Annotated in this window: 24 protein-coding genes; 12 read left to right on the forward strand and 12 right to left on the reverse strand. The window is 66.8% G+C overall.

From position 1 onward, the window contains the following. The 8 genes from ABQE44_RS00460 to ABQE44_RS00495 are packed head-to-tail and all read left to right on the forward strand — an operon-like array spanning position 1 to position 8,745. The gene (locus ABQE44_RS00460) at positions 1–1,200 is read left to right on the forward strand and encodes an MCE family protein (RefSeq protein WP_448394768.1); all 1,200 of its coding nucleotides are present in this window, start codon (positions 1–3) and stop codon (positions 1,198–1,200) included. Beyond that, the gene (locus ABQE44_RS00465) at positions 1,200–2,237 is read left to right on the forward strand and encodes an MCE family protein (protein WP_448394769.1); all 1,038 of its coding nucleotides are present in this window, start codon (positions 1,200–1,202) and stop codon (positions 2,235–2,237) included. The genes ABQE44_RS00460 and ABQE44_RS00465 overlap by 1 nt, the downstream gene beginning before the upstream one ends. After that, positions 2,230–3,288, forward strand: a complete 1,059-nt coding sequence (locus ABQE44_RS00470) for an MCE family protein (RefSeq protein ID WP_448394770.1) — start codon at positions 2,230–2,232, stop codon at positions 3,286–3,288. Before ABQE44_RS00465 ends, ABQE44_RS00470 begins: the two co-directional genes overlap by 8 nt. After that, complete coding sequence (locus ABQE44_RS00475; RefSeq protein ID WP_448394771.1) at positions 3,285–4,688, forward strand: virulence factor Mce family protein; 1,404 nt, start codon at positions 3,285–3,287, stop codon at positions 4,686–4,688. Before ABQE44_RS00470 ends, ABQE44_RS00475 begins: the two co-directional genes overlap by 4 nt. Further along, on the forward strand, positions 4,685–5,845 hold the full coding sequence (locus ABQE44_RS00480; protein ID WP_448394772.1) for an MCE family protein: 1,161 nt from the start codon (positions 4,685–4,687) through the stop codon (positions 5,843–5,845). The genes ABQE44_RS00475 and ABQE44_RS00480 overlap by 4 nt, the downstream gene beginning before the upstream one ends. Then, a complete protein-coding gene (locus tag ABQE44_RS00485) occupies positions 5,846–7,570 on the forward strand; it encodes a virulence factor Mce family protein (protein ID WP_448394773.1) in 1,725 nt (574 codons plus the stop codon). Continuing rightward, positions 7,571–8,263, forward strand: coding sequence for an Rv1363c family protein (locus ABQE44_RS00490; RefSeq protein ID WP_448394774.1), 693 nt, complete (start codon positions 7,571–7,573; stop codon positions 8,261–8,263). Beyond that, entirely contained in the window at positions 8,263–8,745 is a 483-nt protein-coding gene (locus ABQE44_RS00495) for a mammalian cell entry protein (protein WP_448394775.1), read from the forward strand. The genes ABQE44_RS00490 and ABQE44_RS00495 overlap by 1 nt, the downstream gene beginning before the upstream one ends. A 16-nt stretch (positions 8,746–8,761) precedes the next feature. Here the strand turns inward: ABQE44_RS00495 and ABQE44_RS00500 are convergent, their stop codons facing one another. From ABQE44_RS00500 to ABQE44_RS00515, 4 genes are all read right to left on the reverse strand, one after another. Beyond that, complete coding sequence (locus tag ABQE44_RS00500; protein ID WP_448394776.1) at positions 8,762–10,204, reverse strand: alpha,alpha-trehalose-phosphate synthase (UDP-forming); 1,443 nt, start codon at positions 10,202–10,204, stop codon at positions 8,762–8,764. Then, positions 10,205–10,369: a hypothetical protein gene (locus tag ABQE44_RS00505; protein ID WP_109747019.1), complete on the reverse strand. Its 165-nt coding sequence runs from the start codon at positions 10,367–10,369 to the stop codon at positions 10,205–10,207. It abuts the gene before it with no gap. 34 nt (positions 10,370–10,403) lie between these two features. Beyond that, a complete protein-coding gene (locus ABQE44_RS00510) occupies positions 10,404–10,781 on the reverse strand; it encodes a hypothetical protein (RefSeq protein WP_448394777.1) in 378 nt (125 codons plus the stop codon). An 81-nt stretch (positions 10,782–10,862) separates the two neighbouring features. Continuing rightward, positions 10,863–11,210 (reverse strand): intersectin-EH binding protein Ibp1, encoded by a 348-nt coding sequence (locus tag ABQE44_RS00515; protein WP_448394778.1) that lies wholly within the window; start codon positions 11,208–11,210, stop codon positions 10,863–10,865. 151 nt (positions 11,211–11,361) lie between these two features. On the opposite strand from ABQE44_RS00515, the gene ABQE44_RS00520 reads away from it, so the two are divergent. Beyond that, positions 11,362–12,282, forward strand: a complete 921-nt coding sequence (locus ABQE44_RS00520; RefSeq protein WP_448394779.1) for an enoyl-CoA hydratase — start codon at positions 11,362–11,364, stop codon at positions 12,280–12,282. A 46-nt stretch (positions 12,283–12,328) separates the two neighbouring features. Further along, a complete protein-coding gene (locus tag ABQE44_RS00525; RefSeq protein WP_448427736.1) occupies positions 12,329–13,153 on the forward strand; it encodes an SDR family oxidoreductase in 825 nt (274 codons plus the stop codon). 112 nt (positions 13,154–13,265) lie between these two features. Here the strand turns inward: ABQE44_RS00525 and ABQE44_RS00530 are convergent, their stop codons facing one another. From ABQE44_RS00530 to ABQE44_RS00550, 5 genes are all read right to left on the reverse strand, one after another. Beyond that, the gene (locus tag ABQE44_RS00530) at positions 13,266–13,736 is read right to left on the reverse strand and encodes a (2Fe-2S)-binding protein (RefSeq protein WP_448427738.1); all 471 of its coding nucleotides are present in this window, start codon (positions 13,734–13,736) and stop codon (positions 13,266–13,268) included. Further along, positions 13,729–14,604, reverse strand: a complete 876-nt coding sequence (locus ABQE44_RS00535; RefSeq protein ID WP_448427740.1) for an FAD binding domain-containing protein — start codon at positions 14,602–14,604, stop codon at positions 13,729–13,731. Before ABQE44_RS00535 ends, ABQE44_RS00530 begins: the two co-directional genes overlap by 8 nt. Further along, the gene (locus ABQE44_RS00540; RefSeq protein ID WP_448427742.1) at positions 14,601–15,305 is read right to left on the reverse strand and encodes an SRPBCC family protein; all 705 of its coding nucleotides are present in this window, start codon (positions 15,303–15,305) and stop codon (positions 14,601–14,603) included. The genes ABQE44_RS00535 and ABQE44_RS00540 overlap by 4 nt, the downstream gene beginning before the upstream one ends. 8 nt (positions 15,306–15,313) lie before the next feature. Then, positions 15,314–17,683 carry a xanthine dehydrogenase family protein molybdopterin-binding subunit gene (locus ABQE44_RS00545; protein ID WP_448427744.1) on the reverse strand — a complete coding sequence of 790 codons (2,370 nt, stop codon included), beginning with the start codon at positions 17,681–17,683 and terminating at the stop codon, positions 15,314–15,316. A gap of 97 nt (positions 17,684–17,780) precedes the next feature. Beyond that, the gene (locus ABQE44_RS00550) at positions 17,781–18,902 is read right to left on the reverse strand and encodes an XdhC family protein (protein ID WP_448427746.1); all 1,122 of its coding nucleotides are present in this window, start codon (positions 18,900–18,902) and stop codon (positions 17,781–17,783) included. An 80-nt stretch (positions 18,903–18,982) separates the two neighbouring features. Here ABQE44_RS00550 and ABQE44_RS00555 point away from each other — a divergent pair, with 80 nt between their 5' ends. Next, a complete protein-coding gene (locus tag ABQE44_RS00555; protein WP_448427748.1) occupies positions 18,983–19,636 on the forward strand; it encodes a M15 family metallopeptidase in 654 nt (217 codons plus the stop codon). On the opposite strand, the gene ABQE44_RS00560 is transcribed toward ABQE44_RS00555, so the two are convergent. From ABQE44_RS00560 to ABQE44_RS00570, 3 genes are all read right to left on the reverse strand, one after another. Then, positions 19,633–20,106, reverse strand: coding sequence for a hypothetical protein (locus ABQE44_RS00560; RefSeq protein WP_448394787.1), 474 nt, complete (start codon positions 20,104–20,106; stop codon positions 19,633–19,635). The two genes, ABQE44_RS00555 and ABQE44_RS00560, sit on opposite strands and share 4 nt — an antisense overlap. Before the next feature lie 4 nt (positions 20,107–20,110). Beyond that, on the reverse strand, positions 20,111–22,255 hold the full coding sequence (locus ABQE44_RS00565) for a glycoside hydrolase family 183 protein (RefSeq protein WP_448427750.1): 2,145 nt from the start codon (positions 22,253–22,255) through the stop codon (positions 20,111–20,113). Positions 22,256–22,613: 358 nt separating this feature from the next. After that, the gene (locus ABQE44_RS00570) at positions 22,614–22,979 is read right to left on the reverse strand and encodes a hypothetical protein (protein WP_448394789.1); all 366 of its coding nucleotides are present in this window, start codon (positions 22,977–22,979) and stop codon (positions 22,614–22,616) included. A 54-nt stretch (positions 22,980–23,033) separates the two neighbouring features. Between ABQE44_RS00570 and ABQE44_RS00575 the strand changes: the two genes are divergently transcribed. Further along, positions 23,034–24,302, forward strand: coding sequence for a spinster family MFS transporter (locus ABQE44_RS00575; RefSeq protein ID WP_448394790.1), 1,269 nt, complete (start codon positions 23,034–23,036; stop codon positions 24,300–24,302). The last annotated feature ends 26 nt before the right edge of the window (positions 24,303–24,328 follow it).

Genomic DNA, 24,328 nt, shown 5'->3' on the forward strand with positions numbered 1-24,328 from the left:
ATGTCAGACGGTGACGCCAATCGCGGCCACGTACGGATCGCTGCTGCGATCCTGGCTGCGATCCTGTTGGCGGCGACGGTCTTCACCTATCTGGCCTACACCGCCGCGTTCACGCCCACCGACACCGTGAGCGTCACCTCACCGCGGGCCGGCTTGGTGATGGAACGCGACGCCAAGGTCAAGTACCGGGGTGTGCAGATCGGCAAGGTCAAGAAGATCGAGTACACCGGGGACGAAGCGAAGCTGACCCTGGCCATCGACAGCAGCGAGATGCGCTACATCCCGGCCAACGCTCCGGTACGAATCGGGAGCACAACGGTTTTCGGTGCCAAGGCCGTGGAGTTCCTCCCACCCGAGGAACCGGTCGGACACCTCAAATCCGGGGCGACGGTGGCCGCGAAAGACGTGCAACTCGAGGTCAACACGCTGTTCCAGACCTTGAACAAGGTGCTGCAGAAGATCGACCCGATCCACCTCAACGCGACGCTGAGCGCGTTGGCAGAAGGGCTGCGCGGTAACGGCGATGACCTCGGGGCTACCCTGGCCGGCTTGAATTACTATCTCGAGCAACTGAACCCGAAGCTGCCGACGCTGCAGGAGGATCTGCAGAAGACAGCGGTGGTGGCCAACATCTACGGCGACGCCGGGCCCGACGTGGCACGGATCCTCGACAACGCGCCGACGATCAGCAACACGATCGTCGACGAACAGGACAACCTCAACGCGACACTGCTCGCCGCGACGGGTCTGGCCAACAACGGCACCGCCACCCTCGAGCCGGGCGCGGAAGACTACATCGCCGCGATGCAGCGGCTGCGCGCGCCGCTGAGCGTGGCGGGCGAGTACTCGCCGGAGTTCGGCTGCATCCTCGAGGGCACGGCCCTGGCGGTGGACCGGTTCGCGCCGGTCATCGGTGGTATCCGTCCGGGCCTGTTCGTCGCATCGAACTTCCTTCCGGGTTCGCCTGCCTACACCTACCCGGAGAGCCTGCCGATCGTGAACGCCTCCGGCGGGCCCAACTGCCGTGGCCTGCCCAACGTCCCGAGCAAGCAGTTCGGCGGCTCGTGGTACCGCTCCAAGTTCCTGGTCACCGACAACGCCTATGTGCCGTACCAACCGAACACCGAGGTGCAGTTCGACGCACCCTCGACGCTGCAGTGGTTGTTCAACGGCGCGTTCGCGGAGAGGGACGACTTCTGATGAGGCGCGACCGCACGCTGCTCAACGTCAGCATCTTCACCGTGGTGATGCTGTTGGTCGCGGCGGGTCTCGTGGTGGTGTTCGGTGAGTTCCGGTTCGCGCCGGAAACCGGCTACCACGCGACGTTCGCCAACGCGTCACGGCTGAAGCCCGGTCAGGATGTGCGCATCGCGGGTGTGCCCGTCGGCAACGTGAACGAAGTAACGCTTAACCCCGACAACACCGTCGACGTCGCGTTCGACGTCGACGAGCGCTACCAGCTCTACACCTCCACCCGCGCCGTGGTGCGCTACGAGAACCTCGTCGGCGACCGCTATCTCGAGATCACCTCCGGACCCGGCGAGCTGAAGAAACTTCCTGCGGGCTCGACCATTCCGAAGACCAACACCCAGCCGGCGCTGGACCTCGACGCGTTGCTCGGCGGTCTGCGCCCGGTGCTCAAGGGCCTCGACGGCCAGAAGGTCAACGAGGTGAGCAACGCGGTCATCGAACTGCTGCAGGGCCAGGGCGGCGCACTGTCGAACCTGCTGTCGAGCACCAGCGCGTTCACCCAGAACATCGCCGCCCGAGACCAGCTCATCGGCGACGTGATCACGAATCTGAACACCGTGCTCGCCACCGTCGACGAGAAGGGGGCACAGTTCAACGCCAGCGTCGACCAACTGCAGAAGCTCATCACCGGTCTGGCCGAAGGCCGTGACCCGATCGCCGGCGCGATCCAACCGCTTGCCACCGCCGAGAACGACCTCACCGACATGCTGGTGCAGTCACGCCGACCGGTACAGGGCGTGATCGAGAACGTCCGCCCGTTCGCCCAGCGGTTCGACGAGCGCAAGGCCGACGTCAACAAAGTCATCGAGCCGCTCGCCGAAAACTACCTGCGGCTCAATGCGCTCGGCGCCTACGGTTCGTTCTTCAACATCTTCTACTGTTCGACCCGCTTGAAGATCAACGGTCCTGCCGGTAGCGACATTCTGGTCCCGTTCGGTGGACCGCCTGATCCGTCCAAGGGGAGGTGTGCACCGGTCGATGAGTAGACCCGACGAGTCGAACCCCTTGCGGACGGGGATCTTCGGCATCTTCCTGGTGACGTGTTTGGTGCTGGTGTCGTTCGGCTACACCAGCCTGCCGTTCTGGCCGCAGGGCAAGCCCTACGAGGCGTACTTCACCGATGCCGGCGGGATTTCGCCCGGCAACGACGTCAACGTGTCGGGCATCAAGGTCGGTCAGGTGACCGGCGTCGAGCTGGCGGGCGATGCGGCCAAGGTGACCTTCACCGTCGACCGCGCTGTCCGGGTTGGTGACCAGTCGCTGGTCTCGATCAAGACCGACACCGTGCTCGGCGAGAAGTCGCTGGCGGTGACGCCACAAGGGGGCGGTGATTCAACGGTGATCCCGTTGGGCCGCACCACGACTCCGTACACGCTCAACACGGCGCTACAGGATCTCGGCCAGAATGTCGGTGACCTGGACAAGCCACGCTTCGAGCAGGCGCTGCAGACGTTGACCGACTCGCTGCAGGAAGCCACCCCGCAGTTGCGCGGCGCCCTCGACGGCATCGCCAACCTGTCGCGCACCATCAACAAACGCGACGAGGCCCTCGATCAACTGCTGGGCCATGCCAAACGGGTCTCCGACACGCTCGCGGAGCGGGCCGGCCAGGTGAACCAGCTCATCGTCGACGGCAACCTGCTGTTCGCCGCGCTCGACGAGAAGCGCCAGGCGCTGAGCAACCTGATCGCCGGTATCGACGATGTGTCCGAACAACTTTCGGGGTTCGTCGCAGATAACCGCCGCGAGTTCAAGCCCGCAATGGAGAAGCTCAACCTGGTGATGGACAACCTGCTCGAGCGTCGCGAACACATCAGCGAGGCGCTTCAGCGGCTTCCCCCGTATGCCACGGCACTGGGCGAGGTGGTCGGTTCCGGACCCGGGTTCCAGATCAATCTGTACGGCCTGCCGCCCGCGCCGATCGCCGAGGTGCTCTTGGACGTCTACTTCCAGCCGGGCAAGCTGCCCGACAGCCTGTCTGACATGCTGCGCGGCTACATTTCCGAACGACTGATCATCAGGCCGAAGTCACCATGACGGACGCGAACCCGATTCTGGAACGCAGCCGCTGGCTGCGGGTGACGCTGGCCGTGCTGCTGGCGGTGACGCTGGTCGCCGGTGTGTATCTGGTGTGGCCGTCGCGCACCGGCGACAAGCTGACCGCCTACTTCACCTCGGCCATCGGCCTCTATCCCGGCGACGACGTGCGCATCGTCGGGGTGCCCGTTGGCAAGATCGACTCGATCGAACCGCGCGCCAACGACGTGAAGGTCTCGATGACCCTGCGCAACGGCATCAAGGTACCCGCCGACGCGAAGGCACTCATCATCTCGCCGAACCTGGTGGCGGCCAGGTTCATCCAGCTCACCCCCGCATACACCGACGGTCCCGCACTCGGCGACGGCGCCCAGATCGGCCTGGACCGCACCGCGGTGCCGGTCGAATGGGACGACGTCAAAGAACAGCTCACCGCCCTCAGCGCGCAACTGGGTCCGCAGCCAGGATCCGTGCAGGGCCCGCTGACCGAGTTCGTCAACCAGGCCGCCGACACGTTCGACGGCAACGGCGACACGTTCCGCCAAGCGCTGCGGGAACTCTCGCAGACCGCTGGCCGGCTCGGTGACTCGCGCACCGACCTGTTCGGCACCATCCGCAATCTGCAGGTGCTCGTCGACGCGCTGTCCAACAGCAACGAGCAGATCGTGCAGTTCTCCAACCACGTCGCCTCGGTGTCGCAGGTGCTCGCCGACAGCTCCGCCGACCTGGACAACACGCTGGGCACGCTCAACCAGGCGCTCGGCGACGTGCGCGGGTTCCTCGACGACTCCAACCAGGCGCTGATCGATCAGGTGACCAAGCTGACCGACTTCACCAGCCTGCTCACCGAGCGCAGTGAGGACATCGAGCAGATCCTGCACATCACGCCCAACGGCCTTTCGAACTTCTACAACATCTACAACCCGGCCCAGGGCACCGTCGGCGGCCTGCTGACCCTGCCGAACTTCGCCAACCCGGTGCAGTTCATCTGCGGCGGCACGTTCGAGGCCGGGGCATCGACGGACAACTACAAACGCACCGAAATCTGCCGCCAGCGCATGGGTCCGGTGTTCAAGCGCATCTCGATGAACTACCCGCCGGTGATGTTCCACCCGATCAACAGCATCACCGCGTACAAGGGCCAGATCATCTACGACACACCGGAAACCGAGGCCAAGGCCAAGACCCCGGTGCCGTATCTGCAGTGGGAATCTGCGCCGGGCGTCACACCACCGCCGGTGTCGGCCGACATGGACCTCAGCTCGCTGTTCGTGCCGCCGACGCCCGACGCTGCGACCGGCGCCTCGTCATCGCACGCCGGTGGACCCGAAGCGGCGCCCGCCGCACCGGAAGCGCACGGGCCGCAGGCATCGCTACCCGCCGAGGCAGGGGGCCGATGATGCGCAGAGCGTTGGCGATCTCGTCGCTGGCCATGCTCTTGGCCGGCTGTCAGTACGGCGGTCTGAACTCGCTGAACATGCCCGGCACCGCGGGCCACGGAGCCGGTTCCTATGAGGTCACCGTGGAGTTGCCCGATGTGGCGACGCTGCCGCAGAACTCACCGGTGATGGTCGACGACGTCACCGTGGGCAGCGTGTCGGGCATCGACGCCGTGCAGCGCGCTGACGGCACGTTCTACGCCGCGGTCCAACTGTCGCTGGACCGCAACGTCGAGCTACCCGCCAACGCGGTCGTGCGGGTGGCCCAGACCTCGCTGCTGGGGTCACAGCACATCGAGCTGGCCGAACCCGTCGGCGAGCCGGGCGTCGGGAAGCTGGCGAACGGCGACAACATCCCGATCGACCGCGCCGGACGCTATCCCACCACCGAGGAAGTGCTGTCCGCGCTGGGTGTCGTCGTCAACAAGGGCAATCTCGGTGCGCTGCAAGATATCACCGAGGAGACCTACAACGCGGTAGCCGGCAGGCAGGGCAGCTTCGAACATCTGGTCCCGCGGCTGGCCGAGCTGACCAGCTCCCTGGAAGAACAAACCGGCGACATCATCGCTGCCGCGGAGGGGCTGAACCGCTTCGCGGGCATCCTGGCGCGCAGCAAGGACAGCCTCGGCCGCACGCTCGACACCCTTCCCGAAGCGCTGACCGTCCTGAACAACAACCGCGCCAACATCGTCGACGCGTTCGGCGCGCTGCGCAGCTTCGCCACCGTCGCCTCGCACGTCCTGCAGGAGACCAAGGACGACTTCGCCGCCAACTTCATCGACCTCTACCCGGTGGTCAAGTCACTCAACGACAACGTCGACTTTCTCATCAAGGACCTGGAGTTGTTGCCGACCTTCCCGTTCCACTACAAGTACCTGCGTAATGCGGTGCGCGGTGACTACCTGAACGTCTACACCACCTTCGACCTGACGCTGCGGCGCACCGGCGAGTCGGTGTTCACCACCTCGTGGGGGCTGGACCCGAACATGAAGCGCATGCACGAGATCATCACCCCGCCAGAGTTCCTCACCGGGGCGTTGGCGAATCTGTCCGGCCAGGCCGCCGACCCGTTCGAGATCCCGCCGGGGACGGCGACCCAGCACGAGGCGGGGCCCTAGATGATCGACCGGCTCACCCGAATCCAGCTCGGGATCTTCGCGATCGTCACGGTGCTGACTGTCGGCGCGATATCGATCTTCTATCTGCGAGTGCCTGCCGCGCTCGGCATCGGCGTCTACAATGTGACGGCGAATTTCGTTGTGGCAGGCGGTCTTTACCAGAACGCCAACGTCACCTACCGCGGCGTGACCATCGGCCGGGTGGAGTCGGTCGGGCTGTCCGACGACAGCGTGGTCGCCCGCATGCGGCTCGACAGCGGAACGCCGGTGCCGGAGAACGTCACCGCGACAGTCAAGAGCGTCTCGGCCGTCGGTGAACAGTACGTCGACCTGGTGCCTCCGGAGAACGCGTCGCAGGAGAAGCTGCGCAACGGGGCCAACATCGACGTGTCGCGCACCGCGGTCGGCCAGGATATCGCCGGCCTGCTGGCTGAAGCCCAGGCTCTGGTCTCCAGCGTCGACGACAGCAGGATGCAGGATCTGCTGGACGAAACGTTCAAGGCGTTCAACGGGTCCGGGCCCGAACTGGCCAGGCTGATCACGTCCGCGCGCCTTCTCATCGACGAGGCCAACGCCAACTACGGCCAGATCAACCAACTCATCGACCAGGCCGGACCCTTCCTGGATGCGCAGATCCGCAGCGGCGATGACATCAGGTCGCTCGCCGACGGGTTGGCCCGGTTCACCACCGAGGTCGCCAACGCCGACCCGCAGTTGCGCAGCACGCTGCAGACGGTGCCCGGCGCCACGGCCGAGGCCAACGAACTGTTCAGCGGGATCCGGCCGTCGTTTCCGATCCTGGCCGCCAACCTGGCCAACTTCGGCCGCATCGGGGTGATCTACCGCGATTCGATCGAACACGCCCTGGTGGTGTTCCCGGCGCTGATGGCAGCGCTGCTGACAGTCGGCGGCGGGGTCCCCGCCGACGAGGGCGGCAAGCTCGACTTCAAGATCCACCTGCAGGATCCGCCGCCGTGCCTGACCGGGTTCGTCCCGCCCTCGCAGATGCGCTCACCGGCTGACGAGACGCTGCGTGAGCTGCCGAAGGACCTGTACTGCAAGACCCCGCACAACGATCCGGCCGTCGTGCGCGGTGCGCGTAACTACCCGTGCCAGGAATACCCGGGTAAGCGGGCACCGACCGTCCAACTCTGCCGCGACCCGCAGGGTTACGTGCCGCTGGGCAACAACCCGTGGCGCGGACCGCCGGTTCCGGTCGGCACGCCGATGGACACCCGCGAGGACGACACCACCGAGATCGGGCGCAACATCTTGCCGCCCAACAAGTTCCCGTACATCCCGCCGCAGGTCGATCCGGATCCGGGTCCGCCGGTGGTGCAGCTGCCGCCGGGTGTTCCGCCTGGCCCCGGCCCGGCGCCGCATGCGCCGTTCCCGCTGCCGACGCCACCGAATGAGGTGCAGCCCACCTTGCCGCCGGCGTGGCCGTTCTTCGCGCCGCCCGATCACGTGGTGCCGCCGTACGGCAGAACGCCGCCGCCGCCGGCGGGCGCGCCGGCCCCTGCGCCGCAGGCACCGCCACCCCCCAACGCTCCGCCGCTGCCCGCGGAGGTGCCCATGGCCTCAGGTGCGCAGTTCACGACCTACGACGACGACGGCAAGTTCGTCGATCCGGCCGGCGGAACTGGCGTGCTCGCGGACGCAACTGACACACTGGCGCCAGCAGAGAACTGGGTTGATCTGATGTTGGCTCCAAGGCAGGCGTAGATGACGGAACAGACGGCTTCGACGGAACGATCGCCGGGGCCCGCCGGGCGTCGGCGCGCGTCTCGCGCCGCCGGACCGGCCAGCGGTAGTGCCACGGCGACAGCCGTGCGGGTGGAAGCGCCACCCACGATGAAGGTTCGGCTGCCTCGGCAGCCCGGTCCACCGGCCCGGCGGCAACCGAACCGCCGGCTGGTTGCCGCGATCTTCGCCGCCACCGCGTTGGTGGCGGTGATGGTCCTGGTCGGGTTGACCGCCCTGATGTACGTCCAGCAGCGCGACACCGAAGAGGTCTTCGCGCGAGAGCAGCGGTTCGTCGACACCGCCGCCCAACTCGTCGTCAACATGTTCAGCTACGACCAGGAGAGCATCGACGAAAGCGTCGAACGGTTCGTCAACAGCACCAGCGGCCCGCTGCGCGCGATGATGACCGAAGGCAACAACACCGAGAACCTGAAGATGATTTTCCGCGAGACCAACGCCAGTGCGGAAACGGTGATCAACGGTGCGGCGCTGGAGAAGATCGACGAGATCGCGAACAATGCCGCGGTGTTGGTGTCGGCGCGGGTGACCGTGACGGACATCGACGGCAACAATCAACCGTCGCAGCCGTACCGGTTGCGGGTGATCGTGCACGAGGACGGCAACGGCCACATGACGGCCTATGACCTCAAGTACCCCGATGGGGGCAACTGATGCCCAGGCTGGTCGGTGTGCTGTGTGGGTTGTTGGCGGTCGCGTTCGTCACGGCGGCCGGCGTGGGTGGCGCGATGTACTGGAACCGGGTGGAGTTGCGCGGTGAACAAGCTGCCCGCGCCGAGCTCGCCCCGTTGGCGGAGAAGCAGATTCCGCAGGTCTTCGGCTACGACTATCAGACCGTCGAGCGCAGCCTCAACGAGGTGTACCCGATGCTGACCCCGGCCTACCGCCAGGAATTTCAGGATCGCGCCGCCAAGGACATCATCCCGCAGGCCCGGGAACGGCAACTGGTCAGCCAGGCCAACGTGGTCGGTGTGGGGGTCATGAAGGCACAACGCAACTCGGCGTCGGTGATGGTCTACATGAACCGCACGATCACCGACAAAGCCGAGGAGCCGATCTACGACGGCAGCCGGTTACGCGTCGACTATCAAAAGATCGACGGCAAGTGGCTGATCGAGTACATCACCCCGATCTGAGCCGGCCGGACCGCCGTCACGCGTTGGTGTTCGTGGCGGCGAGCGCGTCGAGAAACGACCGCGCCCAGCGGTCGACATCGTGGGCGAGCACCTGGCGGCGCAGGGCCCGCATCCGCCGTCGACCTTCCTCGGACGTCTGCGTCAACGCCTCCTCGATGGCGTCCTTGACGCCCTCGAGGTGGTGCGGGTTGACCAGGTAGGCCTGACGCAGTTCGGCTGCGGCGCCGGTGAACTCGCTGAGCACCAGCGCTCCGCCCAGATCGCTGCGGCAGGCGACGTACTCCTTGGCGACCAGGTTCATGCCGTCGCGCAGCGGGGTCACCAGCATGACGTCGGCGGCCACGAAGAACGCGATGAGCTCATCGCGGGGGACCGGCCGGTGCACATAGTGCACGATCGGCTGACCGACCTCGGCGTACTCACCGTTGATGTGCCCGACCTGGCGTTCGATGTCTTCACGCATCTCGATGTAGCTCTCGACGCGTTCGCGGCTGGGGGTCGCCAGCTGCACCAGCACGGTGTCCGCACGGCTGGCCCGGTTCTCGGCGAGCAGTTCGGCGAGCGCCCGCAGTCGAACGTCGATGCCCTTGGTGTAGTCCAGCCGGTCGACACCCAGCAGGATCTTGCGCGGGTTGCCCAGCTCGGCGCGGATCTCGCGGGCGCGTTTGCGGATCGCCTTGCTGCGCGCCTGCTGGTCGAGCGAGGCCGAGTCGATGGAGATCGGGAAGGCGCCGACCCGCACCACGCGGTCCTCGAGTTGGGCTTCACCGAAGCGCGCTCGCACACCGATCGAGCCGCGCGACGTGCTGGCACCCGCCAGGCGTCGGGCCAGGATCAGGAAGTTTTGTGCGCCGCCGGCCAGATGGAAGCCGACCAGGTCGGCGCCGAGCAGGCCGTCGACGATCTGGCTTCGCCACGGCAGCTGCATGAACAGCTCGATCGGCGGGAAGGGAATGTGCAGGAAGAAGCCGATGGTCAAATCGGGCCGCAGCGTGCGCAGCATCTTCGGTACCAGCTGGAGCTGGTAGTCCTGGACCCACACGGTGGCGCCTTGGGCCGCGGCCTTGGCGGTGGCCTCGGCGAAGCGCCGGTTCACCTCGACGTAGGAGTCCCACCATTTGCGGTGGTAGATCGGCTTGACGATGACGTCGTGGTACAGCGGCCACAGGGTGGCGTTGGAGAAGCCCTCGTAGTATTCGGCGACCTCGTGGGCCGACAGCGTGACCGGGTACAGGACCATATCGTCCTGCTCGATCGGATCTTCGTCGGCGTCGGGCACGCCGGGCCAGCCGATCCACGCGCCCCGACGGCTTCGTAGCAACGGCTCCAACGCCGTGACCAGACCGCCCGGACTCCGCTTCCACGTCGTGCTGCCGTCGGGCAGCCGTTCCATGTCGATCGGCAGCCGGTTGGCCACCACGACGAAGTCAGAGTTCCCCGTGCCGGCCTGCGGACTCACTTACGCCTCGAGCTTCGAGGGCCCAATACCGAGCATGGACAAAAAGACCCGGCACTCGTCGGCGTCGGTTGCGTACGCGGCGACAACCCGCCGCGCTTGGCGCGCGGTGCTGTCGGCGAGCGGCTCGACGTCGCCGAGCTCGGAGTGGTCAGATTTAGCAGCCATAGGACAACTCTAGCTGCGCGGCCGTCACCGCTGCTCAGGGACTATGGCCGGTCACCGTCGGGCTGTGGCCGACCACCGGATCCGGTGGCGGCGTCACCGTCATGGCTTCGGCTTCCTCGGCCAGGCCGATGCACCCTCCGGAGTTGTGCCCGAGACAGGGGACACCCAACACCTCGGGGACGTCCGGGTTGGCCGCGGTGGTGGTGAACGGCGAACCGGCGTTAGGCACGGTATGGGGGACGCACACGCCGGTGAACTGGTCGGCCTCTTCGCCGGAGGGGCAGTCCTGGGCGGTCGGGGTCATGGTGGGCACGGGCGCTGCAACGACGGCCATCACTGGCGCGGCGGCAACAGCGACGGCAAAGCCACCGGCAAGGAGCAGTCGTCGAGCTGAAAGCTGAAAGGTTGCCATCGTCACGCTTTCTGTGGTGATCAATCGCGTCGTCGGCAAGATTCTATGGAAGCCGCGAGCTTTCTGCACAACTTACGGGAGCTACGGGCTGGAACTGATGGTGACCTTCGGCTGCGCGGGCGGGCCTTCCATCTCCGCGTCCTCGGCCAAACCGATGCATCCTCCGCCGTTGTGCCCGATGCAGGGGATGCCGTCGATCTCGGGCACGTCGGGATTGGCCGCGGTGGTGGTGAACAGCGGTGGCGATTTGGGCACCATGAACGGCACGCACGTGGTGGTGAAGGTGTCGGACTCTTCCCCCGAAGTGCATTCAGCCAGCGGATTACCGGCCTGCGGCGCGGACTGAGCCGCGACGACAGGCGCGGCGGCCGCCGCCAGGATGAACACGCCGATCACGAACTGCCGTCGGACGGCCAACGATGAAGTCATCTCGCGATTCTAGAGAGCTTGTGGCTTTTGCGTAGTTCGTCGCGGAGCTTGCTAAGTGGCGCCTGGGATTTCGAGCGAAGCCGCCGAAACAAGCCGTCGACAGGCACCGTAATGTGCACGTAGTCGAACGAGAGCGAACGAGGTGGTCTGCGTGACAAGCGCGAAACCCGCTGTTGACGGTGCGTCCCAGCAGGTCACATACGAAACACTGGAGGACGGCCAGATCGCCCGGATCTGGCTGAATCGGCCCGATGCGCAGAACGCCCAGTCGCGCACATTGCTGGTGCAATTGGACGAGGCATTCGCCCGGGCAGAGGCCGATGACCAGGTGCGGGTGGTGATCCTGGCCGCGCGCGGCAAGAACTTTTCCGCTGGCCATGATCTCGGTTCCGAAGAGGCGATGCTCGAGCGCACACCGGGGCCGGATCAACATCCGACGTTTCAGGCGTTCGGTGCCACCCGGCCGGCGATCGCCGAGCGGACCTATCTGCAGGAGTGGCACTTCTTCTTCGAAAACACCCGCCGCTGGCGTGATTTGCGCAAGATCACCATCGCGCAGGTGCAGGGCAACGCGATTTCGGCGGGGCTGATGCTGGTCTGGGCGTGTGATCTGATCGTCGCCTCCGACGACGCGAAGTTCAGCGACGTCGTCGCCGTCCGGATGGGCATGCCCGGCGTCGAATACTATGCGCACCCATGGGAATTCGGTGCGCGTAAGGCCAAAGAGCTTCTACTGACCGGTGATTCGATCGACGCCGAGGAGGCCTACCGCCTCGGCATGGTTTCCAAGGTGTTCCCGCGTGCCGAACTCGAGGACAAGACGCTGCAATTCGCCAGGCGCATCGCCGAACGTCCTACCATGGCGGCGCTGCTGGTCAAGGATTCGGTCAACGCCGCAGCCGACGCGATGGGCTTCACCGAGGCCCTGCGGCACGCCTTCCACATTCACGAACTGGGGCACGCGCACTGGGCGGCGCACAACGAGAATCGCTATCCGGTCGGGCTGCCGCCCAACGTTCCGGACTGGCGCACGTTGGGCGCACCCAAGCCCGCCCGCCGGGACGAGCCGTGACGTATAACTGGGACTTGTTCTAGTTAGATCAGCGAAGGAGTCTGCGGTGTCATTGGCGGGTCAAACGGTACTGGTCACCGGTGGTGGCAGCGGGATCGGCAAGGGTGTTGCGGCCGGGGTGCTGGCCGCCGGCGGCAACGCGATGCTGGTCGGCCGCAACGCCGATCGGCTGGCGGCCGCGGCCGAGGAACTCTCCGCCGACCGCACCGGTGCGGTGCGCTACGAACCCGCCGACGTCACCAATGAGGACGAAGTGGCCCGCGTGGTGGCGGCCGCCACGGCATGGACCGGGCGACTGTATGGCGTCGTGCACTGCGCAGGCGGCAGCGAGACGATCGGCCCGATCACCCAGATCGACTCCGAGGCGTGGCGGCGCACGGTGGACCTAAACGTCAACGGCAGCATGTACATGCTCAAGCACGCGGCCCGCGAGATGGTGCGCGGCGGCGGCGGATCGTTCATCGGTATCTCCTCGATCGCGGCCAGCAACACCCACCGGTGGTTCGGCGCCTACGGTGTGAGCAAGTCGGCCGTGGACCATCTGATGATGCTGGCGGCCGACGAACTGGGCCCGTCGTGGGTGCGGGTGAACTGCATCCGGCCCGGGCTGATCCGCACCGAGTTGGTGGAGCCCATCATGAGTTCACCGGAAATCAGCGCCGACTACGCGTCGTGTACGCCGTTGCCGCGGGTCGGTGAGGTCGAGGACATCGCGAACGCGGCGGTGTTCTTGCTCAGCGATGCGGCCGGTTGGATCACCGGGCAGGTGATCAACGTCGACGGCGGCCACGGCCTGCGCCGCGGACCGGACATGTCGGCGATGCTCGAGCCGGTCTTCGGTGCCGACGGGCTGCGCGGCGTGGTCTCCTAACCCTTGCGGCTAGCCCTTACTCCCGCGATCCTTACTCCCGCGAGCGTGGGATTGACGCACGCTTGCGGGCGCTTGAGCGTGACACAACCGCACGCTCGGCGGAGTAGGGAACCTAGCTCATCTCCGCCGCGCGGCGCACGGCGTTGACGATGCCCTGGTAGCCGGTGCAGCGACAGAAGTTGCCCGACAGCCCTTCGCGGATCTCGTCGTCGGTGGGCTTGGGGTTCTCGCGCAGCAGCGCCGTGATGCTCGTGACGAATCCCGGTGTGCAGAAACCGCATTGCAGCCCGTGGCAGTCCCGCAGCGCGGCCTGCACCGGCGACAGTTCACCGTCGGGACCCGCGATACCCTCGACCGTCGTCACCTCGGTGTCCTCGGCCTGCACGGCGAAGACCAGGCACGCCCGCACCGCGTCACCGTCGAGCAGCACCGTGCACGCACCGCACGCTCCGTGCTCACAGCCCAGATGCGTCCCGGTCAGGCCGCACTTCTCGCGCAGGAAGTCCGCGAGCGTCAGGCGTGGTTCCACCACGGCGCGGTACGTGCGTCCGTTGACCGTCAATTCGACCGGTTGCTCATGCATCGAATGCCTCCGTAGTGGCTTTGGACCAGGCGCGCGCCACCATCGTCGCGCCGATTCTGGCGCGGTAGGCGGCCGAACCTTGCAGGTCGGACGGAATCTCGTCGATACCCGACAGGGCGAGTCCGCCGATCTCGTCGGCGCTGATTTCGCTGACCGGTCGGCCGGTGATCGCCTTTTCGGCCGGTGAGCCGCGCAGCGGTGTCGAGCCGAGGCCTAGAAGCCCTATGCCGCAGCGGTTCACCCGGTTGTCGTCGTCGAGTTCCACCGCGACGGCCGCGCCCGCGATCGCGAAGTCGCCGTGGCGGCGCACGAACTCCTCCATCGCGAAACCCGAGCGCGTACCCCAGACCGGGAAGTGCACGGCGGTCAGGATCTCCGCGGGTTGCAGCGAGGTCTCCCACAGCCCGGTGAAGAAATCCTTGGCGGCGATCTCGCGGGATCCGGTCGGGGACACCGCATCCATCCGGGCGTCGAGCGCCAGCGCCACCGCCGCGTACTCGGCGGCCGGATCCGCGTGGGCGATCGCCCCGCCGAGCGTCCCGCGGGTACGGATTTGGAAGTGGCCGATGTGCGGTGTGGCCAGAGTCAACAGCGGAACCGACTCGGCCACTTCGTCATCCATGCCGACATAGGAGTGCGGGGTGCCGGCGGCGATGCGCACCGCGCCGTCCACCAGGTCGATGCCGCGCAGCTCGTCGATACGGGAGATGTCGACGAGGTGCTCGAAGTGGGTGAGCCGCATCGCCAGCATCGGCACCAGGCTCTGCCCGCCGGCGAGCACCTTGGCGTCGTCGCCGTACTCGGCGAGCATCTCCACCGCATCCTTCACCGATTCGGCCCGGTGGTAGGCGAACGGGGCGGGCTTCATGAGACCAGCCGGGCCAACAGGGTTTGCAGATCCTCGGTGGCGCCGGCGCGGTTGCGCCTGCGGCCGACGAGGAACCCGATCAGCACACCCGCCGCGAGCGCGCCGGCCGCCGGGGCGTAACGCTTGGCCATCCCCGGTGCCACGGCCTTCGCCAGTGCCAGGGAGTCGATGACGTCGCCCTGTTCGGCACCTGATGCGGCATCCGTTGTGGGAGTCGATGATTCGGCAGCAGCAACGGGGGCGGCGCCGCCGAGCAGCTCGGTCTCCAGGCTGTTGGCGAACTGTGCGATCAGATGGCCTGCCACATCGGCGAGTACGCCCCGGCCGAACTGTGCGGCCTTACCGGAGATGGTCAGGTCGGTGTTGATGAGCACGCTGGTTGCAGGTTGGGTGCCGGAGCCCTCGCTCTTGAGCTGCGCGGTGACGACGGCCGCGGCGTTGCCGTTGCCCCTGGTCTCCTTACCGTTGGCCTTCAGCACCATCCGCTGCGCTGCGGCGTCCTTTTCCACGAACGCCGCTTCGCCCTGATACGACACGGTGATCGGGCCGACTTTCACCTTGACCTTGCCGGTGAACTCGTCGCCGTCGACGGACAGCACGGTCGCACCGGGCAGACACGGCGCGACCCGCTCGACGTCGGTGAGGAACTCCCACGTCTTCGCGGCGGGCACCGCGACGCGGAACTCGTTGTTCAGTTCCATTCTCTCCCTTACTTCGTGGCTTGTTCGATGAGGTCGACGATCGCCGCGGGGCTGGCGGGCAGTTTGGTCAGCGTCACACCCAGCGGTGCCAGCGCGTCGTTGATCGCGTTGATCACCGCGGGCGTCGACCCGATCGCGCCGCCCTCACCGCAGCCCTTGTATCCGCCGACACCCGGGCCGGGAATCTCGACGTGGCCGTACTCGATGACGGGCACCTCGGTGGCCGTCGGCAGCAGGTAGTCGACGAACGTCGACGACAGGGGGTTTCCGTCGTCGTCGTAGACCATGTCTTCGAGCAGCGCACCGCCGATGCCCTGCACCGTGCCGCCGGCGATCTGGCCCTCCACGACGTTGGGGTTGATCATCGGACCGACGTCCTCGCTGACGATGTAGCGCGTCAACGTGACCCGTCCGGTCTGCACGTCGACCTCGCAGGAGCAGACATGCGTGGCGTTGGCCCAGTGGATGGGCGCCTCCGAGGTGAACCGCGCGGTCGCCTCCAGTGATGCGGACACCCCCGGCGGCAACTGCTGGGGCTCGTAGTACGCGCGGTACGCCAGCTCGGCGAAACTCACGCTCTTGTCGGGGTTGTCGCGCACGACCGCGCGGGACCCGGCGAGCTCGATGTCGGCTTCGTCGACCTCGAGACGCGGCGCGGCCATGGCGAGGATCTGGCTGCGCAACATCGCGCCTGCCTCGTCGACGGCGCCTGCCGTCATCGGCGCGCTGCGGCTGCCCTGGGTGCCTGCGCCGTACGGGGTGACCGCGGTATCGCCCTGGATCGTGGACACGTCGTTGATGTCGGCACCGAGCGCGTCGGCCGTTAGCTGAACGACGGTGGTCTCCAGGCTGTTACCCGTGGAGCCGCCGTTGACGTAGACGTTGATCTTGCCGGTCGGCTCCATCCGGATGGTGGCGCCCTCGGTGGCCAGGTGACCGGTCGCCGCACCCGTCGGCTCGATGTAGGCCGAGAAGCCCAGGCCGAGGTAGCGGCCCGCGGCCAACGCGTCGGCCTGCTCCTTGCGAAAGCCTTCGTGGTCAAGGATTTTCACGGCCTGCTCGAAGGTGTCCGCCGGCGCGACGTGGTCGTAGGGCATGCCGTTGGGGTTGACGTACGGCATCTCGTCGCCGCGCAGGATGTTGCGTCGGCGCAACTCGACCGGGTCGATGTCCATTTGGCGTGCGGCGATGTCGAAAAGTATTTCCCGAGCCAGGGTTTCGTACTGCCACGGGCCGCGGTAGGCGTGCAGGCCCGCGGTGTTGGAGAACACCGTCTTGTAGTTGAAGCTGGCCTTGGGCACCCGGTACGGCCCGGGAAAGAACATTCCGACGGCGGCGGTGGTCAGCACCGGATACGGGGTCGGATAGGCGCCGACGTCGTAGGTGAAGTCGATGTCGGCGGCCAGGATCTTGCCGTCCTCGTCGAACGCCATGCGCGCCTTGCCGTCGACGTGGCGGGCCTGCCCGGCCGACATCAGGTTCTCGCGGCGGTCCTCGATCCACTTCAGCGCTACGCCCGACGTCCCTGTGCCCGATGGCGCGTTCGACGTCGCGGTCACCTTGCGCGCGGCCAACATGATGCACATGTCCTCGCGCATCGGTACGACCTTCTGCCCGAAGCCGCCGCCGGTGTCGCGCATGATGACCCGCACGTTCTGCGCGGGGATGCCGAGCAGTCGGGCGCAGAACGCCCGCAGCTCGTGCGGGGTCTGCGTGGACGCCCACATCGTCAACTCGCCGGTGGACGCCGCCCATTCGACGACCAGGCCGCGTGTCTCGATCGGCACCGGCGCGTGGATCTGCTGATAGATGTCGGCCTCGGCCACGTATGCGGCGTTGGCGAACACCTCTTCGTCGGGCGGCGCACCGCCCATCCCGCCGGCGACGTTGTCGGGGTAGGCCTCGTGCACGATCACGTCGGAGCCGATCGCCTTGCGGAAGTCGGCGACCGCAGGCAGCGGTTCGTAGTCGACGTCGACCAGTTCGACGGCGTCCTCGGCGAGGTACCGGCTGTCGGCGACGACGAGCGCGACGGGGTCACCGACGAACTTCGCCTCACCCTCGGCCAGCGGCGGGCGCGGGGTGTCGGGCATATCCTTGCCCGCCACCGCATGCCAGGCCTCCTTGACCTCGTGGTTGAGGTCGGCGGCGGTGAACACCGCATGCACACCGGGCATGGCCAGCGCCGCGGACGCGTCGATGCCCTTGATACGCGCCCGCGCGAAGGGGCTGCGCACGAAGCACACGTGCAGCATGCCCGGTCGGATCACATCGTCGACAAATGTGCCGTGACCAGTGAGAAGTCGATTGTCCTCGACACGTGCGAGGCGGGTGCCCGCATACCGGGTCGCGACGGTTCCTCCTGCGGGGGAAGCCACGGCTAGCGCTCCAATCCGACGGCTTGAAGAGTCTCGTTATCCTACTGCGGTAAATAAAATGCCGAAAGACGAGAACGACATTATCGGATGATCTGTCTCATCCGTCGTGGTGGATGCGACCCGTCGTCTCGGTCAGCGGGCGCCCGCCGCCGCCCCACCGCTGGGCGATGATCTCCGCGGCGATCGACACCGCGGTCTCCTCGGGCGTGCGCGCGCCCAGGTCGAGCCCGATCGGACTGGCCAACCGGTCCAGTTCGGCGTCGGTTACCCCGCCCTCCCGCAACCGGGCCGTCCGGTCGTCGTGGGTGCGCCGTGAACCCATCACCCCGATGTAGCCGACCTCGGGTAGCCGCAGCGCGACCTGCAGCACCGGGACGTCGAACTTCGGGTCGTGGGTGAGCACACAGATCGCCGTGCGCGCGTCGATGGCGCCCTGTTCGGCCTGCTCGGCCAGATACTTGTCGGGCCATTTGACGATCACCTCGTCGGCTGCGGGGAAGCGGGCAGGCGTCGCGAACACCGCACGCGCGTCGCACACGGTCACCCGGTAGCCGAGCAGCGCGCCCTGCGCGGCGAGCGCGCTGGCGAAGTCGATCGCCCCGAAGATCAGCATCCGTGGCCGCGGGGCGTGGCTGGCGACGAACACCTCCATCCCGGACTCCTGGCGTTGTCCGTCGGGGCCGTAGCACAGCACCGCGGTCCGCCCCGCCGCGAGCAGTCCGCGCGCGTCGTCGGTGACGGCGGCGTCGGCGCGCGCCGAACCCAGCGAACCGTCGGCCGAGTCCGACGAGATGACCAGCCTGCGACCGAGGACCTGCGGGTCGGGGTGAGTGATGACCGTCGCGACGGCGGTCGGGCGGTGCGCGGCGATGTCGTCGGCGATCGCCTGCAACTGTGGGAAATTGTCGCGCGACATCGGCTCGGCGAAGATGTCGATGATGCCGCCGCAGGTGAGGCCCACGGCGAACGCGTCGTCATCGCTGAAGCCGTAGCGCTGCAGTTCCGGGCGGCCCGAGGCCACGACCTCGTTGGCCAGTTCGTACACCGCGGACTCGACGCAGCCGCCGGACACCGAACCCGCGACCGTGCCGTCGGGGGAGACGACCATCGTGGCGCCGGGTGGACGCGGTGCCGACCGGATGGTGCGCACGACGGTGGCGACCCCGGCGGTGCCGCCCGCCTTCCAGACCGATAGCAGTTGGTCGAGTACGTCACGCACGCTATGAGTATGCCGCGGATGCGCGCGTCCGCTGTGCAAATGCAAAGCGGGCTAACCTGGTTGCTGCGTAGGAGGTATCGATGCGACGGGTCGTGACAGCGTTGGCCGCGGTGGGTGTGGCATGCGCGACGCCTGCGGTGGCCGCCGCGTCACCGCAGCAGCCGGTGCCGCCGGTTTCCGAAGCGGCCCGGGCGGCCGGTCTGGTCGATGTGCGCACGGCCGTGCCGGACGCCGTGATCGACCTGCGCTACGCGACGCCGAACAACTTCGTCGGCCAACAGCTCTATCCGTCCGACGCGCGATGTCTGGTGCATCAGTCGATTGCGGCGGGCCTTGCCGCGGCGGCCGAGGCGCTGCGGCCCGACGTGCTGGTGTTCTGGGACTGCTACCGCCCGCGCGAGGTGCAGAAGCGGATGTATGACGTGGTCTCGGATCCGGGCTGGGTGGCGCGGCCGGGACCCTACGCCCGCAGCCACGAGGCCGGTTTGTCGGTCGACGTCACATTGGCGCGCGACGGCGCGTACGTGGACATGGGCACCGACTTCGACGACTTCGCACCGCGCGCCAACGCGTATGCGACCGAGGGCGTCAGGCCTGCCGCGCAGCAGAATCGAGCCCGGCTACGCGAGGCGATGAAGATCGGTGGGCTCTCGGTGTACTCGGGTGAGTGGTGGCACTTCGACGCCCCCGACGCCCATGCCAACCATCGCGTCCTCGACGTGCCGGTGAACTAGTCCGTTTTCTCCCACAGGCATTCACCGCTGAGCGTGGCCTCGAACATCCTCGGCGGCACCGTGATCGAAAGCGGTTGGCCGGGCTGGCTTTCGGCCTCCTGGGCGGGTCCGACCACACCGGCGCTGACCACATCCGACAGCACTGCGCTACACCGGCTGTCCGGATCTTGCGGCGTCCCCGTCCAGCTGCCCGAAGCGACTTGAGGGTTGCGCTTGCCCTGTCCGCGCAACGTTATCGGGGGCCCGTAGCTCAACCACCTGTCGTTGGGCGGTTGCGGGGTGGTGACGGCCTGCCATTGCCCGTCGTGGCAGGTCAACGGCATACGGGCGTCCTGCGGTACGGTGGCGACGTTGGCCAAGTCGCTTGGGCATGGCGTATTCGGTTGCGGCTCAGAGGGATTCGCGGATGCGACGGCGGGTACGGCCAATAAGGTCGCCGCCGCGGCCAGTGCGATAACGCTGCCACGCATCGGGTTACACCTTGTCGAGGTCGGTACTCATCAACATCACGTTGTACTCCGACCACAGCGACAGGTTCCAGTACAGCTCCGAACCTGTACCCTGCGTGGACGGCGACCAGGGGTGCATCATCGGCGCGTAGATGCCGCCGTTCTGCTGGCCCATCAGGATTTTCGCGCTCGACCACGTCCCCTCCGGGCGGTCGGCCGTGCGCATCACGATATTGTTGAACTGGTCACCGTGCAGCACAACGTACTTGCCGAGATGCTCGTTGTACTGAACCGACATCTCGCTGACCTGGTTGCCCACCTTGGCGACTCCGCAGGCGCCCTTGTCGACCCCGAACACCGCGGTCGCCTTGCCGGGATCGTTCTTGTACCATCCGGCCGGGGTGCTCCAGAACCAGCCCTTCTGGCCCTTGTTGTAGTACTCGTACTGGCTGACGTCGAGGATGTCCTCCTCGGCGACGCGGGCCAGATGTGCGGCGCCCTGACGGCCGTTCGGCGTGCCGTACACGTAGACGTAACCGTCATCGCCTCGCACGAACGCCGACTGCTGGAAGTTCTTGTGACCGCTCCAGGGGTCGTTGTAGCGCACCGAAGTCGGTGCGACGGTCCAGTTCTCGCCGTTGTCGGTCGAATACGCGATCGCCGAGTAGTTCGTGGTCCACCGGCCCGGTGAACCCCACTGGGACACCGACATGAAGCTGACGTACTGGGTGACGCCGAACTGGGTGCCTTCCGACGGAAGTGCGATGCCTGCAGTCGGGATGAGCGTCACCCCGGTCGGCAACCCCGGGGCGGGATGGATGATCTGCCTGGCGAACGTGGGGTTCGATAGCGGCGCACCGCCGAACATGTTGCCGTTGAACCATTCGCCGTCCGGAATCGTCATGCCGTCCGAAAGGTCGTCGTCGGAACTGCGGAAAAGCGTGTTGAGCCGCCATATTCCGGACATGTTGGGACCGCTGAACGTGTCGCCGACCGCGATGAGCACCTGGTTCTCGTTCCACGGCGTCTCCGGGTCGTCGACCATGCCGTTGTCCCACATGACGCCGACATCGGTGCCCCACACGCCGAACCGGTCGGCGGTGTTGTTCGTCGGGTAGTTACCCGTGACCCAGTCGATGAACTTGGTGGACCCGCTGAGCTGCTGACCGGGCCTCGGAAAGCCCGGCCGTGGGTTGGCTGCCGCGGCGGCCAGGGCAAGGCTGGTGGTGGGCAGGGCGGCGATAGCCGATTCGGCCGAAGTCTGTCCGCTTAAACCGGTGAGGAAGCTCTCGAACTCACGGCGCGCGAACGCGAGCAGGCCCCACATGAACATCGGCTGGGTGGGCGCCGTCGGCGCCGTACCCGCGAGCGGGTTCAGCACCCAGTTGACCACGCTGGAGACCACGGTCGTCACTGTTGCGAGCAGATCCTCCGGCGGGGCCGGCGCGGCTACCTCCGTGACGTCGGTCGACTGTGCGGCCATCTTCGGCGACATCATCATCGGCGAGGCCGCAGCCAGCACCCGCGCATCGACGAACTGGGCGACCGCTTCGGTGCGCCGGACCGCTGACGCCGGGTCGTCGAGCGACGCGACGGTGCGGGATGTGGCCGTGGCGGGCGTGGCCGTCGGTGATTTGGCCGAGGTGGTCGGCGCCGCACTGGCGGACTTCGACTTCGACTTCGACTTCGACTTCGACTTCGACGAGTCCGCTGAGTTCGACGACGACGTGGACGCGTCATCCTCGGGGGCGGTCGGCTCAGGGTCTGGCGTCTCGGAGGTGGCGGACGGTTCTTCGTCCTCGTCGACCTCCTCTGCGTTGTCGGTCTCCGGGTCTTCGACGTCGGCCTCGTCAGCCTCCTCGTCCTCGGTGTCCTCGGCGGCGGGTGACGTGCCGGTATTGGTCTGCGCCTGTACGACGCCCGTCGTCGTGTCGGACGTCTCGTCTGAGGTCTCATCGGCTGTCGAGTCGGTCCGCGACGGTGCCTCGGTGCTCTGCGACGTCTCGCTGGCCTCGGCGGGGCTCGACGCGCTCTCAGCCGACGACGAGGCTGCGGTCGCGCCGGCACCGTCGTCGGCCAGCGCCACCCCGTGTCCGGTGGCGATTGCCGTACCGACTCCCAACGCGACAGCCAGTCCCCCGACCCGGCCGATATGAGCTGCGGCTCCCATGGTGCTTGTCCTCCAGTTACTTCTCCCCCGAGCGTTTGCGCTATGGGCATTAAAGCGAACCTCGGAGATGATCACAGCAAAAGAGGCGAATGTCTCAGAAACCACATGAGACTCTTTGGCACTGATCTTGATGGGCTTTTGTTCACCCGCTTAGATGCCGAGCAATGACGTCAAGCCCGTACAGCTAAATTGTGGACCGCGAGATGCACGTTAGCGATGTCTCTACTCGCACTTCTCCGCGTTAACGTGCATCTCGTGACGGATTCGCCGGCGCGCACCCGTGTGTGGGCACCGGCGGCGCCGAGGGCGCCGATCCCGCATCGGTGGCGTTCGACGTCGTCGACGCCGCCGCCCGGCGCTACGGGGTGATGCCGGCCTCGCGCAGGGCCTGCTCATAGAGGTCGGTGGCTTCGGTGAGCCCGTCGTTGACCCAGGCATCCACGATCCCGACCCGGTCGGCGACAAGCTGGGCCTGGTTCAGCCACACCTGGAAGTCGTCGTCGCGACGCAGCGCGTCGATTTGCGCCTCCGAGCCCTGGATCAGGATGAAACCGCCCAACTCGATGCTCTGCGGTTTGAGGATCGCAATGTCGAAACGCTCGATCTTGCCGTCCTGGCTCAGGCGGTCGAGGTAGCCCGTGGTGTCTCGCAGCAGCGCGAGCGCCTGCGGTTCACGTCCGGGCGTGGGTATCCCCCAAGCAATCCAGAATGCTGCGTCGGCCATTGCTTACCTTCTACACCACATGTGGCCGTGGGCCAATCATGCGACGCTCCTTGGATGCTGCAACGTCATCAGCCACGCCGCGCATGGGCGGCGGTCGTACTGCTCGCGATCGTCGGCACGCTGAACTACGCGGACCGCTTCCTGCCTGCGGTGCTGGCCGAGCCGATCAAGCGGGACCTGGCGTTGTCGGACACGATGATCGGGGTCATCAACGGCTTCGGGTTTCTGGTCGTGTACGCCGTTATCGGCATCGTGATCGCCCGGATCGCCGACCGGGGCGCCTTCGGTCTGGTGGTCTCGGTATGTCTGACGCTGTGGGGTGGGATGACGATATTGGGCGGCGCCGTGCAGTCGGGGTTCCAACTCGTGCTCACCCGCGTCGGCGTCGCGATCGGCGAGGCCGGCAGCACCCCGGCCGCGCACGCCTATGTGGCACGAAACTTCGTACCCGAACGTCGCGCCGCCCCATTGGCCGTCATCACGTTGGCCATCCCGTTCGCCAGTGCCGCGAGCCTGATCGGCGGCGGCCTGCTGGCCCAGTCGCTGGGCTGGCGAACGACTTTCGTGGTGATGGGTGTGATCAGCGTGCTTTTCGCCCCGTTGGTGCTGCTGGTCTTGGGGCGCCGCCAGGAAATGCCCGCCCGGCCTGCGCAAGGTGAGGTGGCATCGGGTAACCCGTGGGACCTGCTGAGGAAGCCCGCGTTTTTGATGATCGTCGCGGGCGGCGCAGGTGTTTCGTTCGCGGGGTACTCGCTGACGGCGTTCGCTCCGGCATACCTGGTCCGCACCAGGGGAATGTCGCTGGGTGAGGTCGGTGTGCAATACGGGATTGCGAGCGGTCTGACGGGGATCGTCGGCCTTTTGGTCGTCGGCCGGATAGCAGATCGCCTGTCGGCCAGGGATCCCCGCTGGTTGCTCTGGCTGGTGGGGGTGATGATAGCTGCGCTGCTGCCCTTTTCGGCGCTGGCGTTCCTGGTGCAAGACCGGACGCTGTGCATTTTGTTCATCGCGATGAGCTATGTCGTCGGCACCGCCTATATGGCGCCGTCGATCGCGGCGATCCAACGGCTGGTTCGCGTCGAACAGCGCGCGACGGCGTCGGCGGTGTTCCTTTTCTTCGGCGCCATCGTCGGGTCCGCCGGCCCGTTCCTGACCGGTGTCATCAGCGATGCGCTGAGCGCGGGCATGGGTGCGATGTCACTGGGGCGGGCGCTGTTGATTGTTCCGGTGGCACAGATCGTCGCGATCGGATGCTACGCGGCGGCGAGCAGGTGGTTCATGAGCGACGTCGTCGATGTACCGGAGCTGGCAACCAGTAATTGACCGGAGTGGGTTGGCCGCCGCAGGCA

It is taken from the genome of Mycolicibacterium sp. XJ2546 (genome assembly GCF_053483195.1).